The following is an 18,106-nucleotide window of genomic DNA, read 5'->3' as shown; positions in this document are numbered from 1 at the left end:
TCTCTCAAAAGCTTAAAATCAAAGGATTTATGGAATATTTACATGCCTTTAGGGCACTTTTGGACCATTTTCATCATTTACAGACAAAAAAACAAAAAGCCAAAGCCCTCATCAGTAAATTATAACTATCTTGAAGGTATATTCTTATAAACCCAGCCAACTTGGAGAAATCGACCGAAAAAGCGGAATCAAAAATACCATACCATAAAATATTCATCGAACAGGCGCCCACTACTATTGTAATGCTCGATAAGAATATGCATTGTATTGCCGCATCACAGCGTTGGATAAAAGAATATAAACTACAAGGGGTAGAAATAGTGGGGCGTAGCTACTATGACTTATTCCCTAAAATAAGTGAAAGCTCAAAAGAAATCCACCAACAATGTCTTACCGAGGCGATAAACACGACCGATGAGGCCGGTTTTATGGATAAAAACGGGGTGGTAAAATGGCTCCATTGGGAGATTTTCCCCTGGTTCATTTCTGAAGGAGAGATCGGGGGGCTTTTTATCAATACCATAGACATTACCCCACACAAGGAAAATGAACTCAAAAAAGAACGGACGGAGGATATTTTCGCCCAAACAAAGGAAGTGGCCCGATTGGGCACTTGGGAAATCGATTTAACCGATAACAAAGTATACTGGAGTAAAATAACCCGTGAAATACATGAGGTTGCCGAAGACTACTCCCCTAACCTTGAGGAAGCCGTAAATTTCTTTGAAGAAAAGTACAGCCGGCCCAAAATCAAAAGCCTCATTCAAGATGTCATAGAAAATGGGAAGCCATTTGACCTTAACTTTGAACTTATTACCGCCAAGGGCAATCGCCGATGGGTCCGTGTCATCGGAAAACCCGAAATCGTAGACGGCAATTTAAAAAATGTGGTCGGTCTTGTTCAAGATATCAGTGATGTTACATTTTCAAAATTGGAACTGAATAAGGCCCATGCCCAGTTGAGATCTATTTTCAATTCGAACCACAACGTAATTTTCTCTACGAGCGAATCGGGCTTTATCGACCATTTTAACAAAGGGGCCGAAAAGCTTTTAGGCTATTCGGCCGAAGAAATGATCGGAAAAAAAACACCTGCCGATTTCCTGCCTTTAGAAGAAGTAAAAAAGTTCAAGTATGATGTAGCCACCCTGATCGGCAAATCGCCCGTAAATTTTAACCACTATTCCGATATCACCTATGAAGACCTCAGTGATACAAGGGAATGGAACTATATCCGAAAAGATGGTACAAGTGTACCCGTTCAGGCCACGGTATCCAACCTAAGAAACGAAGAAGGAATAAATATCGGTTTTACCGTAGTGGCTACGGACATATCAAGATTAAAGGAAATAGAACGCAGACTGGTCATTAAAAACGAGCGTTTGAATTATGCCGAACAACTTACAAAAATAAGTCATTGGCGTTATCGCCCGTATACCAATGAGACCTTTCACTCAAAAAACCTTTTGCGAATACTTGAAATCGATAATAGCACTACTATGCTTACATTCGAAGATTTTCTGAGCTATATACACCCCGATGACCGTGAGGTGATAATTATGCATAATAAAGAAAGTCTAAAAAGCAAAGTATTTCAAAGCTATACACATCGTATCATTTCGGCTAAGGGCAATATAAAGATCATAAATAATATTGGCGAGGTAATTCTCGATAAGAAAGGTGAAGTTGTAGAACTGATCGGTACGGCCCAAGATGTCACCGAACTCAAAATGGCCGAAAAGAAATTTAAGGGACTTTTAGAATCGGCGCCAGATGCCATGGTCATCATTAACAGCTCTGGTTATATCCAACTCACCAACAAGCAAACCGAACACCTATTTCAGTTTACCTCAGAAGAATTGTTGAACCAGCCCGTTTCCAAAATCATACCCCAAGAGGTCTTACCTATCAGCAAGAAAAATATAAGTTCATTCTTCAACGGTTCAAAAGTGAAGCAATTGGGTATAACCGAACCGCTTTTCGGCATTCGAAAAACAGGTCAAAAAATACCGGTTCAAATAAATATGGCCCCATTACAAACCGAGGAAGGCACCTTGGTTTCATTGGCCGTTCGTGATATTACCAAACAAAAGGCAGCACAAAGAAAAATTCTTAAAGCAAAGGAAAACCTTGAAATACTCGCCAAAACATTAACGGACAAAAACCAACAACTGGCCGACTTCACCCATATCACCTCACATAACCTTCGTGCCCCGGTAAGCAATCTGAACTCATTACTAGACATTTACAAAACTACCGATAGCAAAACCCTTCGTGAAAGTTTATTCGACAAATTCGAAACGGTAATAAATCACCTTACCTCAACACTAAATACTCTAGTTGAAACGTTAAAAATCAAAAGTGAACATAATGAAGACGATATTGCCGAAATTAAGTTTAAACAGGTGCTTCACCGAACCGAAGAAATTTTAGCCGGTGAAATATTAAAATCGGGAGCCCGAATTACCGCTGATTTTTCGGAATGTCAGACCATACGTTACCATACCATATATATAAAAAGCATATTCTTGAATTTAATAAGCAATGCCATAAAATACAGAAGCGAAGAACGTATACTTGAATTAGAGATAAAATCAATGATGGTAGATGGTAAAATAATGCTGCAGTTCAAAGACAACGGCCTGGGTATTGACCTCGAAAAGCACGGCAATAAACTGTTCGGACTTAACAAAGTATTCCATAGGCATCCTGAAGCCAAAGGTGTGGGACTATTCTTGACCAAATCGCAGGTAGAGGCTATGGGGGGAACTATTACCGCTAGCAGTCAAGTCAACGTCGGAACTACGTTCATAATAAATTTTAATTGAGCATAACACATGAGTAAAACCCCGAAAATCTGTATCATCGATGACGATTATATCTATCGATATACTGTTGTAAAAAAAATGGAAAATATGCGTTTAGACGCAAGTACCATGGACTTTGAGGATGGAGAAGAGGCCCTCAATTATATAACCGACCACCTTGATAGCGACACCGAATTACCCGATGTTATTTTTCTCGACATCGATATGCCGGTTATGGACGGATTTCAGTTTTTAAAGGAATTCGATAAGATCAGGTATCAACTCAAAAAGAAAATAAGCATCTATATGATTTCTTCTTCTTTGGATCCCATTGATATCGACAGGGCAAAAAGGGCAAATGAAATTTGCGACTATTTTGTAAAACCCATAAAAACCGAACAGCTCGAACTCGTATTTACCCAGCTGAAAGCCAGCTAGTCTTAAGCCTATTAAGCTATTAGTCTATTCGGGACTGTATTCAGACAATATCGTTTTATAAAACTTATAATAAAGTTAACTAGAAAGTCACCAAGCCTTTCTGGTTAGCTTTCTTTGTTTATAGGAGTACCCTTTTCAATTCAACCTGTAAGCACGAAGAAATACTTCCCTTCAAAAAAGCCCACCTTGCGGTTGAGGCTTCCTTCGCCCTTCATAAACTGAATTTTTAACACTATTACCGCCATTAAACCTGAAAAATGGTAAAATAGTGTTACCGCTAGTTAAATTTCGCAAATACTCCCCTCTTTTTTTATGCTTCTTTTGTAAAATTCAATTGCATATTATCAAATTCATATTTCGACCTAACGCATTAAAATATTGAACCCTAAGTGAAAAAACACAAGATGTAACCGACCAAAAAAGGAGAATGCACCAACATTCCCCTTTAGAATTTCATGCCAAGCATGATGTAAAGTATTACCCCATTGATCCTGGGGCATGTTTAACTCTAACTAATTCAAATTTATGAAAATCAAATGGTTTACTGATGCGGGCTGCCCAAGCAACTCCATCAAGAGATTAATCGTTCTTAAGTTCGTAATGATCTTAACAGTAACGATTCCAATCCAATCACACGCGATTTCCGGTAGTACGGAGCCGTCATTGGAAAATGACCACACCACCAATCCAATCCAACGAACCGTAACCGGTACCGTTTCGGATGCCATGGGCCCATTGGCTGGTGTAACTATCCTCATTAAAGGAAGTACTAAAGGTACTTCTACAGATTTTGATGGAAATTACAGTATTGAAGTAGACGACGATCAGAAGGTGCTGGTATTTTCATATATCGGTTATTCTACAAAAGAGGTACAAGTAGGCAGCCAAACTGAAATTAACGTTACACTAGAAGAAGATGCGGCCAAACTTGAAGAGGTGGTTGTATTGGGGTATTCAACCAAGAAAAAAGGAGAGGTAACGGGATCGGTAAGTACTATTGACAACAAGGCAATTGAGCAATCATCAAGTAAAGATGTAGCTAAATCTTTAGCTGGTAGGGCTTCTGGGTTAATCATTAGTGACCGTGGTGGTGTACCAGGTGCAGGTAATGGCGGTGGTGGTAATACAGATGATGATGCCACAACAATCTTGATTAGAGGTAAGTCTACCCTTGGTAACAACAGTCCTTTAATTCTTATAGACGGTGTTCCCTCAGGATCATTCTCTCAATTGGCTCCACAAGATATTGCATCACTTACAGTACTTAAAGATGGCGCTGCTGCAATTTATGGTTCTAGGGCAGCCAACGGGGTAATTTTGGTAACCACAAAAAGAGGTAAATCAGGCAAGCCGAAAATCAATTTCTCTCATGCTTACAACGTTTCATCTTTTACCAAGCGGCCAGAATTGATGAATGTAAACCAGTTTGCAACCTACGAAAATGAAATAAATGCAAGAGTTAATGGTGCTGATGCAGATCCTGTATTTACACCTGAGGATATTGCTGGTTTTCCAAATACTGATTGGGCCGATGAGGTATTGGCAAAGACTTCTCCTGAATCTAGAACATCTCTTTCTGTTTCTGGAGGTGCCGAAAAAGCAAAGTATTTCGTAAGTGGTGATTTTATAGAACAAAAAGGTTTATACAAATCAGGTTCTTTAGGTTTTAAGCAATACCAACTTCGTTCTAATATTGATGTCAATTTAACCGATAACTTTAAATTAGGAGTGGATTTAGCTACACGTTTTGGTAAAAGGACTGCGCCAGGTGTTAATGCCAATAATATTTATAAACTAATTTTTGGTTTACCGCCAAATGAAATTGCAAGATACCCCAATGGTCTTCCTGCACGAGGAGGCGATGAAGGAAATCCTATTTTAACCTCTAGTAATGCCTCTGGGTTCGATGATATCTTTACAAATACCATAACAGGACGTTTTACGGTAGATTGGAATCTAGACAAATTGATAAAAGGTTTAAGCATAAAAGGATTTACAGGGTTTAGAAAAATAGAGACCAATAGAAAGACTTGGTATTCTCCTTGGACATTTTATGCACAATCGGATGACGGAACTTTTGAGCCAAGAATTGGATCTAATCAGCAAGGAACAGAACGTATCTTGACCGAGAGATTTGATAAATTTGATGAACAAATCTATAATGCACGTTTACATTACGATAACAAGTTTGGTGACCACTCCATAAGCACCTTCGTGGGAATGGAAAGGCTGAATAATGCTTCAAATGATTTCTTTGCTACTAAAGTTGGTGGATTTCCTGATGCTAGAAGAGGAGAATTATTTCAAGGTAATAATGATGATAGGCAGTCTTCGGGCGGAACTAGTTCTGAGTTTAAAAGACAAGATTTCTTTGGATCGCTATCGTATGATCTTAAGAAAAAATATTTTATCGACTTTACAATGCGATATGATGGATCCAGTAGATTTGGAGAAGGTAATCGTTATGGGACATTCCCGAGCGTTGCTGCCTCTTGGGCAATAGACAAAGAGAGTTTTTTAGAGAATGTTAGTTGGATCGACGGTTTAAAACTTAGAGCTTCTTTGGCAAAAATGGGTAACGATCGTATTGGTCCCAACCAATTTCTTTCCTTGTTTGATCTTGGAACAAATACGGACAACACAAATAATCCATTAGGCACAAGATTTCCAAATTATTATGTATTGGGAGAAAATGGTGAAAATTTTTCCAATACCTATAATCTTGCTAGGCTAGCAAATCCTGATGTTACTTGGGAGACGGCTAAGCTATGGAACATTGGTTTGAACTTTACCTTGTTTGATAGTAAATTATCAGGTGATCTCAACTACTACGAACAAGATAGATCTGATATTTTAGTGAATAGATCAGGGGCCATTCCTGGGTTTATAGGATTACAGAATAGTCAAATTCCGGCTGAAAACATAGGTGAGACCAGAAGCTGGGGTTACGAATTTGAATTGGCTTGGAATGATCAAGTAAACGATAACTTCTCTTATAATTTAGGAATGAATTTTACAAATGCTCGTAACGAAGTAGTTTCATTACCTGAGGGAGAAAATATTCTAGATTCCCAAAAGCAAGCTGGAAAACCAATAGACTCCTATAATAATGTTTTCCCGACCAATGGAATCTTTAAAGACCAAGCCCAGGTTGATGCTACTCCTATTAAAAGAGAGGGCACTGTACCGGGAGAACCAATTTACGTAGACGTAAATGATGATGGTGTAGTTGATGGAAATGATTTTATCAGAACATCAACTTCAAACATTCCACAAGTACAATACGGTATATATGGGGGCTTCAATTACAAATCTTTTGGTTTCAATTTCTTGTTTCAAGGGCAAGCTGAAGCAGAAACGTTGGTATTCTTTGATCAATCAGGCGCAAAACCAGAATTTGTATTCAATGAAAGATGGACGCCAAACAATACAAACTCAATCTACCCAAGAGCGTTCGCGCAAGGAGATGCTATAAGTGGAGGGCAAATAGACGGAATTGATGGTTTTGCTGACATTTACTATTTTGACGCCTCTTTCGTACGCCTTAAAGAAGTGGAACTTTCGTACACTTTAAAAAGCGATGTTATCAAATTTGCTGATGTTCGCCTGTTTGCCAGAGGGTTTAACCTAGCCACTTTTTTCTCAGATATCTGGGACTTGGGCCTTGACCCTGAAGCTACAGGGTATAACAATTTTAGAGGAGCACAATATACTCCCCTAAAAACATATACTTTGGGTGTTAATTTTAGTTTCTAAAAAAAGAATTATGAGAAATAATAAAGCAATAAAAAAAATAAGCATTACAATGCTGATGGCGTTCTTTATGACCTTTAGCAGTTGTGAAGAAAGCTTGGATATAGACGTAAGGGACTCTTTTGCCAGTGATTTGGTATTGAGTACACCTGAACAAGTTGAACAGTTATTACTTACTACTTATAACAGTACGGAATCATTTGGGGCTGGCAGCCAATTTTGGGCACGTTACATGAATGTGGAGATAGCATCCCTTGAAGCTAGAATGAATTTCAACGCAGCAACACAAGCCTTGGACATCTTTGGTGTTCTTAAGGGTTGGTCTTCTCAAAATGTAGGACAGTTAGGTCAAAAATGGCAAGACCTTTATACCTATGTAAGACAAGCCAATGTATTTTTAGAATTGGTTGAAGGTAGTGAGGCTCAAATAAATAATCCTGATGAAATAGAAGCCTTAAAGGCAGAGATGCGTTTTTTACGGGCTAATCAGTATTCAAAACTATTAAAGTTCTTTGGGGGCGTACCATTATTAACCTCGGCTACAACGCTAGATGATGACTTTAATATTCCTCGTAATAGTTATCAAGAGGTCGTAGATTTTATAGTTAGTGAAATAGATGAAATCGCTCCACTTTTGCCGCTAACTAGAGAAAGTGGAGAATTTGGCAGAGCTACAAGATTGGCTGCATTGGCCTTAAAATCTAGAACTTTGTTATATGCAGCGAGTGATTTGCACGACCCGTCTATGGCTCCGCAAACATCTAATTTGGAATTGTACACCTATGACAAGCCCAACAAATGGCAAGATGCCGCAGATGCTGCTAAAGCGGTCATTGATTTGGTAGGGGATCGAGATTTGATAAGTACTCCAAATGCTAAGGCTTACCAAGAACTATTTTTATCAGCCAATCAAGATATCTTGTTCGCAAGACCTTTTGGGGGAACTGTTTTTGGCTTCGGCACCGATGTAACGACGCAACCTGACAATGCGCAATCGCCTAGAGGTTTTGATGGATGGAGTCTTTCTACACCATTGCATAACCACACCTTAATTTATAATATGGACGACGGTAACACTACCAACAGTCCTTCTTATGATACTGCAAACCCGTACGAGAATCGCGAAATGCGTTTTTATGCCAACATCAATTATCAAGGGGCCATTTTTAGAGGAAGACCTATTGATTATTCTATTTCTGTAGATAATAGCATTGTCCCAGATGGTTTGGACTCCTTTTCACAAGACCAACAAACCTTAGGAAACTTTAGACATGGTTCTACAACTGGGTATGCAATGCGAAAATTTCAAAATGAGGCCTTAGGTACGGATGTAAAACAAGCCAGCCCAGGAAGACCCTATATCATTTATAGGCTTGCGGAAATTTATTTAAATTATGCGGAGGCTTCATTTAGAGCTGGAGATGAAGAGACGGCAAGAAGATATGTAAGTAGAGTATCGGAAAGAGCCTTGCAACCCGCTATTACAGCTAGTGGTCCAGAACTATTAGAGGCAATAAAAAGAGAGCGACGGGTAGAGCTTGCCTTTGAAGGCCATAACTTCTTTGACGAAAGACGTTGGTTAAATGAAGATAATCTTGGTTTTGACGTAAAAGGTATTCGCTGGACAAAAGATCTTGATGAAAATGTTTCTTTTGAAGAATTTACAATTGAAACAAGACCATTTGATAAAAAACAGTACTACTTACCAATACCGCAATCAGAAATTAATAGAACTGAGGCACTTATTCAAAACGAAGGATATTAATTAAAACTAAAAGCAGCAGACGGCACCTTGACCAACGAAGAGTACACAGTTGTTGAGCGACCATGGTTCGAAAGACAATATTACCTTCCTATACCACAGTTAGAAATAGAAAAAGCGCCTTCAATGGTTCAAAACACGGGATATTAACATGCCGAGTTTCAAAGATACATATTGAGTTGTTTGTTGAGTTAGTTTGTCGCCAGGGAGCCTTAGGGTTCCCTGGCTTTTTTTTGCCTAAAGCACAAGAATCCGAAAACCCCGAAAATAAAAACAGGGAACCTCCTATTATAGATTGGCTCCCCGTTTTCAAATACTACAATTCCCTAATACAATCTCGTCCCTATTTGGTTTCCTTTTGGTCGGATAAGGCCCCCACCTTTCTCAAATAGACATAAAACGCTCCAAAACGAACACCGTCTTCCCTAATAAAACTCGTTTTTAAACGTTTACGGCCTTTCACCAAATACGCCTTAAAGGTTACGTTAGTTGACTTCATGTCAACGGGACTATCCAGATGCAGTGCATCAATATCTAAACTCGCACTTTTTAGCGGATACGAAACACCTTGGGGCAAAACCTTATACCATTTTTCCGCCTGTCCGAACTGTGGTGGCGTAGCATTGAATGCCAGGTTCGATTCCTTGGGCCATCTACGCAACTCAATTTCATAATATCCGTCCTGTTGTACATCTATCATATAAAACCCATCGGCAAAGGCCGGTTTTTTGCCAGATTCGGGATCTCGTATATACGATTGGTTCCACGCTATGGGATCCGAGCTATGCAGGTCATGAACGGTAATCGTGGTTTCTTCAATTGAAGGCACACCAACTTTATAGGCCTCGTAACGCGAAAAATCACGCGACGTATAGTCCCACCACTTTTCATAGGCTTCACGCATCTCCCTTACCTTTTCAGGATGTTTTGAAGCGATGTCTTTTTCTTGTCCGGGATCTTTCCTAATATGATATAGTTCTTTGCCATCTATAAGTCTCCAATCGTCATCCATAACAGCACTCATCCTCCATTTTACAGGTTGCTGTAAACGATTGTTGTCTACTACGCAATAGCGGTGCGGAAGCTTCTCCACTTCTTGGTTCAACAAGGGCGCCAAGCTTTTTCCATCATAACCTAGATTTGGAACTTTCCCCAAATCACATAGGTCGATCAAGGTAGGAAGCACATCAAAATTCATAGCCAGTTGATCGATCGAGCGACCCCCTGTTAGCTTGCCGTCTTTCCAACGCATAAAGAAAGGGACACGATGTCCGCCTTCGTATTGTGAACCCTTATGCCCACGCATACCCGCGTTATAACCTTGAACTTTTCCCTTAACCACTTTATGTCCCGTCTGGGTACCGTTATCCGTCATAAAAATCAAAATGGTATTGTCTTTCAAACCCAAGGCTTCCAGTTTTTTATCTAGAAGGGCGATATTGTCGTCAATATTTGTGATCATACCATAATAGGCCTTTTGGTCATCGTTGATGGTTTTTTCGCCCTTGTACATATCGTAATACTTCTGGGGTACGTTCAATGGGCCGTGAGGGGCGTTCAATGAGATATAGAGGAAAAAAGGATGGTCCTTTTTTCTTTCCATAAAATCCATTGCCTCCGAGAAAAAGATATCGGTGCAATAGCCTTCAAACTTTTCGGGAACCCCGTTTCGCCAATACGTGTCATCAAAATAATTGTTCTGCCAATAATCGGGGGTTTGACCTACACCTCCTCCTCCGTGTACTACGGTTTCTTGAAACCCTCTATCTTCGGGGCGGTACGGATAGGCATCGCCCAAATGCCATTTTCCGTACATTCCGGTAGCATATCCGTTTTCCTCAAAGATCTGGGGCATCAATACAAACTTTTCACGAAGCAAACTGGCGCCGCCAATGGTATGCCATACTCCCGCACGGTTACCGTCCACTCCCGTTAACAAACCCGACCGGCTAGGCGCGCAGGTCGTTCCACTATGAAAATTCGTGAAACGGACGCCCTCATCGTGTAGCTTGTCCATTGTTGGCGTTTTGATAACCTTGTTGCCATGGGCCGCAATATCCCCATAGCCTTGATCATCGGTCAAAATTATGATCACATTTGGCTTTTTATCTGTTTGTGCCATTGCCATCGTACCCAAAAGGCTAGAACCTAAGGCCCATGCGTACAATACTTTACTTAGTATTCCCATTTATTATTTTTTATGAATGTTCTTATTTTTCTTCTTTTTGGCCTCTTGCTCAAGCAACTTTGTATAGGTATGATATTGTAGTGCTCGTGCCTATAAAACGATTCCTTTCCTTTCTACTCCAAAATAATTGGGACTCCAACTAAAAAACAAACATCGGTACACAGGTAGAAAACCACTTATTAAGTATTAAAGAAGGCAACTAGCTCATTGAGACGAAAAAATGATATCCCCTAAACTATTTTTTTGAGGTTTTTAAAAATTCCAATCGACGGACGACCTCCGATTTCTTTTTCCTGAAATCAGGGGAAATCTTACGCTCGTCAATCGGGAAATTATATCCGTAGTCATGTGACCCCAAAAGCACAATGGAATTTAAGATCAATAGGGCTTCGGTCTCGTATTGGGCCGAATAAAGTGCCTCTAGCATAATAGGAACGGGATCACCGGTCTTGGTCATTCCCAGAAATTCCGCAGCCCTTACCCTATTGACCGCTTGCCCGTCATTTTTCGCTATTTCTTTAATGTCAGGGACAAGGGCCTTTACGCCGTCACCGAAACTACTACAGACGATCAATGCCCAATACCGTTGCCATGGATCCGAAGATTGCAGCAAGTCTTTTAATTGTGCTTGTACAGCTGCAGCTTCTTCCAACATTAGGTTGGCCGTTGCTATATAATCTTGAATTTCCTTCTGATGTGTCCTTCCAAATTCTACGGGCGCATCAAAGGCATTTTCTATCAAGTAAAATTCAGGATAAAACGACAGGTCGGGCATACCTTCGACCCAGTCGTTCAGTAGACCGCGCATTTCTTGAACCTTGGCTTCGAATTTAGGGTCACCGGCCAAATTGACGGTTTCATAGGGATCGCTTTCTACATCGTAGAGCATTTCTGGGGCCCGCGATTTGAAAAAGGCGGACTGTTGCTCGTTTAACCTTCCTTCTTCGTACATTTTTTCCCATTCGCCATAAGCTGCTTGTTTGTAACGATACTCATTCATCAATCCGTCAAAATTAAAGGGCTGGTAGTTTCTTATGTATTTGTATTTGCCCATACGCACGGAGCGCACCATATCGTACTTTTCATCGAACCGATCGGCATATCCGTAGGTGACATTTTCTTGATCTAGTTCTTTTGCGTCTACCCCATTTCCCAAAATCGGCTTGCCGTCTATTTGTTCGGGTATTTGAACGCCGGCCAAGTTCAGTACCGTTGGTGCCAAATCGATAAAGCTTACGAAGCGATCGGTTTTACTTCCTATTTTTAAGTCGACCCAATCTTTATAGTTTTCAGGAATACGAACTACCATAGGCACGTGTAGTCCGGTTTCATAGAGGTAGCCTTTACTGCCCGGCAATACCCCGCCATGGTCTCCGTAGTAGAAAATGAAGGTATTTTCCAAAAGGCCATCTGCTTCAAGAGCCTTGACCACTTCTCCCAATTGGCCGTCCATTTCCTTGATTTTATCGCGATAACGGGCGTTCGTATAATGGAAAAGCTCAGTATCGGGATGATTCGGTTGCACCTTATATTTTTCCCCTTGGGTGATGGTCGGCACATTTTCCATATCGCTTTCAGGAAAGTGTACCCGCGATTCATGGGTAGTTCCTATATTATGTACATAAAAAAAGGGCTGGTTCCCCTTGCGTTTTTTCCATGTGGCCTTTCCAGACGATTCGTCCCAAGCATCATCACTTTTTACAAGGTTGTAATCTTCCTTGCTGTTATTGGCCGTGTAATAGCCTGCATCACGGAGATAGGCCGGAAACATTCGTAAACTATCGGGCATGGGCACCAATTTCGAACGCCTATGGAACTGTGCCCCGATTCTAGGCGCGTAGCAACCCGATATAATCGTAGACCGTGCCACACTGCAAACGGGAGCGTTCGAAAACGCACGATCGAATTGTATGCCATGTTCTGCCAAAGCTTCGATATTAGGCGTCTCTATTCCGTTTTCATCGAACAACTTCAAATAGTGTTTTGAATTATCCTCCGAAACGATCCAGACAATATTCGGTGGTTTTTGGTCGACTTTTTCCTCTTCCTTACAGCACAGATTAAGTAGTAAGGCAAGTACAGGAAAAACAAGGTGTAACTTCATAGTTTTTATATTTGGAATAAAAATCGAATTTAAAAATGACGCGCTTTAGGTCCTTCCCCAAAAATGTCATTAATCTTTCAAATTCCATAAAACTATCACTCTTAATTGTAGAACAAATGTCTTTTGTATAGAAATCGTAGCGTTGTTTTGGCCTAAACAGCCGATAGCTTCCCCTCTCCTTTTAATTCATTGGTTCGTCCCAACGCATCGTTTTTGTCCCTAGGGATCGAAACATATGTTTAAAACCATAACACTTTTGATTTTTTAAGGGTAAAAGCAGGCGAAATATATGGGTTCGATTAAATTTATTCGTCACGATGGGAATTGAGAAACTATATGCAACGTGAAGTTATGCTGTCGCCAAGTGAAATAATGGTTACATCACCCGACCAAGAATTTTTAAACCGTGTTATTGAACTGCTCGAAATGAACATAATGGACGCCAAGTTCAATGCAGAATCGCTCACTAGCGCACTTTCTATGAGCCGAAGTGCCGTTTACAATAAGTTCAAGGAATATACTGGACTATCCACTGGGGAATTTATTAGAAGATTCAGGCTTAAAAGGGCGAAACAGTTATTGGAGACCACTGACCTGACCGTTAAGGAAATCCTATACATGTCAGGATCCAATACGGCTTCGTATTTTACCAAATGTTTTAAAAAGGTATACGGGGAACTTCCAAAGGAATATCAGGCCTCACGGCGCCAAGAAGACAAAGCTACGAAGGAAGCCTTGCTTTGACCTAGAGCCTTTATCATGTAGTATACAAAGACGGCCTTACTCGTAAAGGCTCAATTTGTTCTTAAGCCTTGTGAGCTCTTCTTCGGTTCGTTCGATACGTTCGAGCAGCCGTGTAATGACTTCTACTCCTTCAAGGTTAATATTCAAATCGGTGTGTAACCTCAGTATTTTTTCGGCCTTGGGAAGCTCTTCCATAGGAATGTACAAGCTATCACTACGCTGTATGACCCTTACAAGTCCAAATTCGTTCAACTGACTAATGACCGTTGTAGAAATACTATGGCCGTTACAGAATTCGGTAACCGATACATATTCTTCTTGCTGCATAATCTTAGTTTTTAAGGGATGCCAATTTTTTGAACAGTTCCTTTTCTTGATCGGAAAGACCGGTAGGGGTCTTCACATTGTATGTAATGAACAAATCTCCGAACTGACCTTCCTTTTTATAGATAGGAAAACCTTTGCCCTTTAATTTTACGGTAGTACCACTTTGGGTTTCAGGTTTGACCTTGAGTTTTGCCTTTCCATCGAAAGTATCGACCGTAATTTCCCCCCCTAAGATGGCGGTATACAGATCTAGGTCAACGTTCTTGTACAAATGGTTTCCGTCTCTTTTGAACGGGGTATTGTTATCGATGATAAAGGTGAGATAAAGATCTCCTTTGGGTCCGCCATTACGGCCCGGACCGCCGTGCCCCGCAATTTTAATGGTCTGGCCGTTTTCGATTCCGGCAGGAATGGTGATTCTTATGTTCTTTCCATTTACGGTCAGGGTCTGCTTTTGGGTCTTATAGGCATCATGCAAATTTAACCGGAGTTCGGCGTTCAGGTCTTGCCCCCTGTACCGTACCTGTTGTCCTCCCCGAGAGGAAAAGCCTCCTTGGGAAAATCCGCCCCCACCGAACATAGACTCGAAGAAATCGGAAAAATCGCCTCCACCAAAATCTTGGCCCTGCCCTGAACTTGCCCGAGAGCCCCGTTGTTGGGCCTTGGCTTTCTCAAATTCTTCGGCATGCATCCAGTCTTTTCCGTACTGGTCGTATTTCTTTCGCTTTTCAGGATCGCCCAAAACCTCATTGGCCTCGTTGGCCTCCTTGAATTTTTTCTCGGCAGCCGCATCGTTGGGGTTTACATCAGGATGGTACTTTCTTGCCAGTTTTCTGTATGCTTTTTTAATTTCCTTTTCAGTGGCATTCTTGGGTACGCCCAAAACCTTGTAATAATCTATATACTCCATCTTGATGTTTATTTAAACGAAGACGTAAATCTCAGCATGAAATTAACTAAAAATCACCGCTAGGTCAAGCCTTTTCGGTAATGTTTTTATGGGAAGAAAAAGATAAATAACATCATATGACCCCAGTCATCTTTCTGGAATAAAACATAAAAAAAACCATAGGCAAGTAGTTTGAACAAAGGGGGAACTACCTATGGTTTTATAAAACTATTTAGACAGCGCCGAATCATAAGCTCACGGGCGCGACCAAAGCAAAAGAAGGATTTTCTTATTTCTCTACAGGTTTATAGATCCTGATCCAATCGACCCCGAACGTATTGTTTTCTATATTGCTCAATTCATTGTCCGTTGGCGTATAGGTATTAGACTGTAAACCCGAGGCCGGTGAAGACCGCCAAGTTTGGTCTTCTGTATTGATAATAATATCCATTTCTTTATTGAGACCGGTGCGGGTATCGATTTCCGTATTACCGGGATCCGTTGTATTCGTAAAGTGTTTGGGGTCGATAATGTCCTTTCCCGAAACGGTCCTCACCAGAACACCGTCTATGTAATATTCTAGATGCCATGGATCCCTCCAATACACACCAAACCTATGGAACTCTTTGTTCCAGACGGTGCCGTCTTCGAACCAAGAACCGGCATCCTTTGGTTGATAATCTTGAAATGGGTCTCGAATAAAGACGTGATGGCTTATGTGTACCTTTTTAGAAAAATAGGAATGATCCTTTCCGGCACTTTCGGAATAATCGGCCCCATATGCCTCTAGAATATCTATCTCTTGGGTGTCATCGGCACTTAAGAGCCAAACATCCGAAGCCAAGGTAGAGTTCATGACCTTTGCCCTTGCTTCAATATAAACAGGATAGACCACTCGGGTCTTAGAAGTAATGCACCCCATGTTTATTTTATCGGAGCCCGGTTTTCTTGTCGCCCACATCTTTAGCTCGCCATCGGCTACATAGGACCTGTCCCGTTTCCATTCGGTCAGCCCTGGGCCTGCCCAGGCATTGTGATAAAAATCGTCCCACTTTTCGAGAAATTCACTCCCCTTATTATCCGCAGGGGCCTCATATTCAAAATTATCGGAAATCTCTTGAAACTCCCACTTCATATTCGGTCCTGCATCGGCGGGTACGGGAATATCCTTCCAATCGACCTCCTCGACAAGGTCTTGCTCCGAACTTTCTTCGGGTTCTCCCTCTTGTTCCGTTTCCTGTTCTTGTTCTTGTTCAACCGGCAAATCCGTTGCACTATCAAATTTTGAATTGTCGCCACACCCCAACAAAAGGGCACAGCAAAAGACCAACCTAAGATATATTAAATACATGTTTATACGTAATTTGTTTAAAATGAAAAAAGGATAAAAAGGGAGAATATTTCAATTCTCCCTCTATCTCAAACACTCAACAATTGTTATGGCCTCTCTTCTTTTTCAATGATAGAGAAGTTATCGTAATACACGGTTGCAGCCGTAGTTTTGTCAGCATTAGTAAGAATTCTAAGATAGAATTGTGATAAAGACGAAGTATTGACATATTCATTTGTGATTGTTACCCAAACGCCTTCAGGATGCTCAAAAAGAGTCCGTACTTGGAAATTCCAGTTCTGAAGTAGGAATAAGCCCATCTCCGCATCAGCTGAACCTACCACACCTGGTTTCACGTACATATCATAAGAAACTATATACGATTTTCCTTCTTCAAAAATGATTGGGTTTTCAAACATAGCACTAGCCTCTGCATTATCTTGACCCGGTTCAATTTGGAGTTTCAGGCTATAATTACCAGTTGAAGCCTGCTCAGTTGAATACTCCACAGTTCCCTTATTACTCCAAAATGTACCCCAGCTATCCGCACCGGTCTCCAAACCTGATATTGCCTCGGGCACTAGGTTCACGGTACTCATGATTACAGGTTCATCGGTAAATGGCAAGGCCTCTCGTGTATCGGTAGACTCGATGGTACCTCCGGAATAAGAAACTGTAATTACATCAGGTCGGTAAATAGGTGCCGCCAATTTAATATCCATTTTTGTGGCATCATCTTCGTTAACGGTAACCGAGGCAACCTCAAAAGCCTCTCCGTTCACCATTACCGTAAAAAACTCTTCTTGACCACCAAAGGGTGTGAATTCTCCATTATAGGGTACTTGTATGGTTTCATCTTCCAATTCCCGAATCGCTCCGGTCAGTTCAAAAGGTTTAGAAGAGGGTATAACCTTTACAGGTGCGGTCATTTGGTAACTTGCAAAAGCACCCGGTAAATTTTGCCCTGAGCGCGACGAGTTCATGCTTACCCTAAAGCTTCCCAAGGAATTAAAGGTTATATTTGCGATAGAATCACCACTACTGTTCAAAACCGGATTTTCCGCCACTTCATCCCCTGGCTTTAAAGCCTTACGTACAGACCATGTGCGGCCCGTAGGTTCACCTATGGTGGTCAAGTCGGTAAACTCTAAGCTACTACCGGCCTCTATATATACCGTATCGGTAGCTTCGTGGTTTACTACGACATCGTCATTTCTAACTTTAATCTTAGGAACCAATCTCGGATAAACCTTCACTAAAAAGGTAGTATCTATAACGTATACATCGCCCTCTTTTTTCGCAGGCATTTCATAATCTACATCTCCACGATTCCCCTTAAAGACAACCATTTCATTAAACGTATTGTGTAGCCTTACCTTTTTCGTACCCGAGGACTGAAAAAGTACGTGTACGGTCTTTTCATACGAGGTTGTTGTTCTTGGTTCAATGATAAATTTCTCTAAAATTGTATCCTGTCTATCGATTGGCCCCTCCAAAAAGGCATCCGAAGCTTCTATTGTCCATTTGTGCGACACTGCACCTTGGGAGAGATCGGTAAAAGACAGGTATTCATCTATATTAACCTGAAGGTTATCGACAGTACCTTTACTGGTATAAAACCCTATATCGGAAAAGGGGAAGGGCGCCTCATATTCGTTATCGTCACAGCCCACGAACAGGATGGCCAAGACCGCTAATATTCTTATTGCGTATTTCATATTATGATATTTTAATTGCTTGTTTTTAGACATTTTCAATAATCTA

The 18,106-nt window shown here is 40.9% G+C and carries 12 protein-coding genes; 6 read left to right on the top strand and 6 right to left on the bottom strand.

The features are described 5' to 3' along the window. Positions 1-161 precede the first annotated feature (161 nt). The 5 genes from ZOBGAL_RS16840 (at position 162) to ZOBGAL_RS24075 (ending at position 8,910) form a co-directional block, all read left to right on the top strand. Positions 162-2,828 carry a PAS domain S-box protein gene (locus ZOBGAL_RS16840; RefSeq protein WP_046287567.1) on the top strand — a complete coding sequence of 889 codons (2,667 nt, stop codon included), beginning with the start codon at positions 162-164 and terminating at the stop codon, positions 2,826-2,828. A gap of 9 nt (positions 2,829-2,837) precedes the next feature. Beyond that, a complete protein-coding gene (locus tag ZOBGAL_RS16835) occupies positions 2,838-3,245 on the top strand; it encodes a response regulator (RefSeq protein WP_013994911.1) in 408 nt (135 codons plus the stop codon). 525 nt (positions 3,246-3,770) lie between these two features. Further along, entirely contained in the window at positions 3,771-7,001 is a 3,231-nt protein-coding gene (locus ZOBGAL_RS16830; RefSeq protein ID WP_013994909.1) for a SusC/RagA family TonB-linked outer membrane protein, read from the top strand. Between the two features lie 10 nt (positions 7,002-7,011). After that, positions 7,012-8,763 (top strand): RagB/SusD family nutrient uptake outer membrane protein, encoded by a 1,752-nt coding sequence (locus ZOBGAL_RS16825; protein WP_013994908.1) that lies wholly within the window; start codon positions 7,012-7,014, stop codon positions 8,761-8,763. A gap of 27 nt (positions 8,764-8,790) precedes the next feature. After that, complete coding sequence (locus tag ZOBGAL_RS24075; protein WP_013994907.1) at positions 8,791-8,910, top strand: RagB/SusD family nutrient uptake outer membrane protein; 120 nt, start codon at positions 8,791-8,793, stop codon at positions 8,908-8,910. Between the two features lie 193 nt (positions 8,911-9,103). Here ZOBGAL_RS24075 and ZOBGAL_RS16820 read toward each other — a convergent pair whose 3' ends face one another. Continuing rightward, positions 9,104-10,948 carry an arylsulfatase gene (locus tag ZOBGAL_RS16820; RefSeq protein WP_013994906.1) on the bottom strand — a complete coding sequence of 615 codons (1,845 nt, stop codon included), beginning with the start codon at positions 10,946-10,948 and terminating at the stop codon, positions 9,104-9,106. Positions 10,949-11,183: 235 nt separating this feature from the next. After that, the gene (locus ZOBGAL_RS16815; protein WP_013994905.1) at positions 11,184-13,052 is read right to left on the bottom strand and encodes a sulfatase-like hydrolase/transferase; all 1,869 of its coding nucleotides are present in this window, start codon (positions 13,050-13,052) and stop codon (positions 11,184-11,186) included. Positions 13,053-13,388: 336 nt separating this feature from the next. Here ZOBGAL_RS16815 and ZOBGAL_RS16810 point away from each other — a divergent pair, with 336 nt between their 5' ends. Continuing rightward, on the top strand, positions 13,389-13,796 hold the full coding sequence (locus tag ZOBGAL_RS16810) for a helix-turn-helix domain-containing protein (RefSeq protein WP_046287566.1): 408 nt from the start codon (positions 13,389-13,391) through the stop codon (positions 13,794-13,796). Positions 13,797-13,832: 36 nt separating this feature from the next. Here ZOBGAL_RS16810 and ZOBGAL_RS16805 read toward each other — a convergent pair whose 3' ends face one another. The 4 genes from ZOBGAL_RS16805 to ZOBGAL_RS16790 form a co-directional block, all read right to left on the bottom strand. After that, positions 13,833-14,123, bottom strand: a complete 291-nt coding sequence (locus tag ZOBGAL_RS16805) for a chaperone modulator CbpM (protein WP_013994903.1) — start codon at positions 14,121-14,123, stop codon at positions 13,833-13,835. A 4-nt stretch (positions 14,124-14,127) separates the two neighbouring features. Beyond that, positions 14,128-15,033 (bottom strand): DnaJ C-terminal domain-containing protein, encoded by a 906-nt coding sequence (locus ZOBGAL_RS16800; RefSeq protein ID WP_013994902.1) that lies wholly within the window; start codon positions 15,031-15,033, stop codon positions 14,128-14,130. Between the two features lie 268 nt (positions 15,034-15,301). Continuing rightward, positions 15,302-16,363 carry a family 16 glycosylhydrolase gene (locus tag ZOBGAL_RS16795; protein WP_013994901.1) on the bottom strand — a complete coding sequence of 354 codons (1,062 nt, stop codon included), beginning with the start codon at positions 16,361-16,363 and terminating at the stop codon, positions 15,302-15,304. Positions 16,364-16,449: 86 nt separating this feature from the next. Then, entirely contained in the window at positions 16,450-18,060 is a 1,611-nt protein-coding gene (locus ZOBGAL_RS16790; RefSeq protein ID WP_123772401.1) for a hypothetical protein, read from the bottom strand. Positions 18,061-18,106: the final 46 nt, after the last annotated feature.

It is taken from the genome of Zobellia galactanivorans (assembly GCF_000973105.1).
Classification (GTDB): domain Bacteria; phylum Bacteroidota; class Bacteroidia; order Flavobacteriales; family Flavobacteriaceae; genus Zobellia; species Zobellia galactanivorans.
This window is presented reverse-complemented; position numbering and strand designations above follow the sequence as displayed.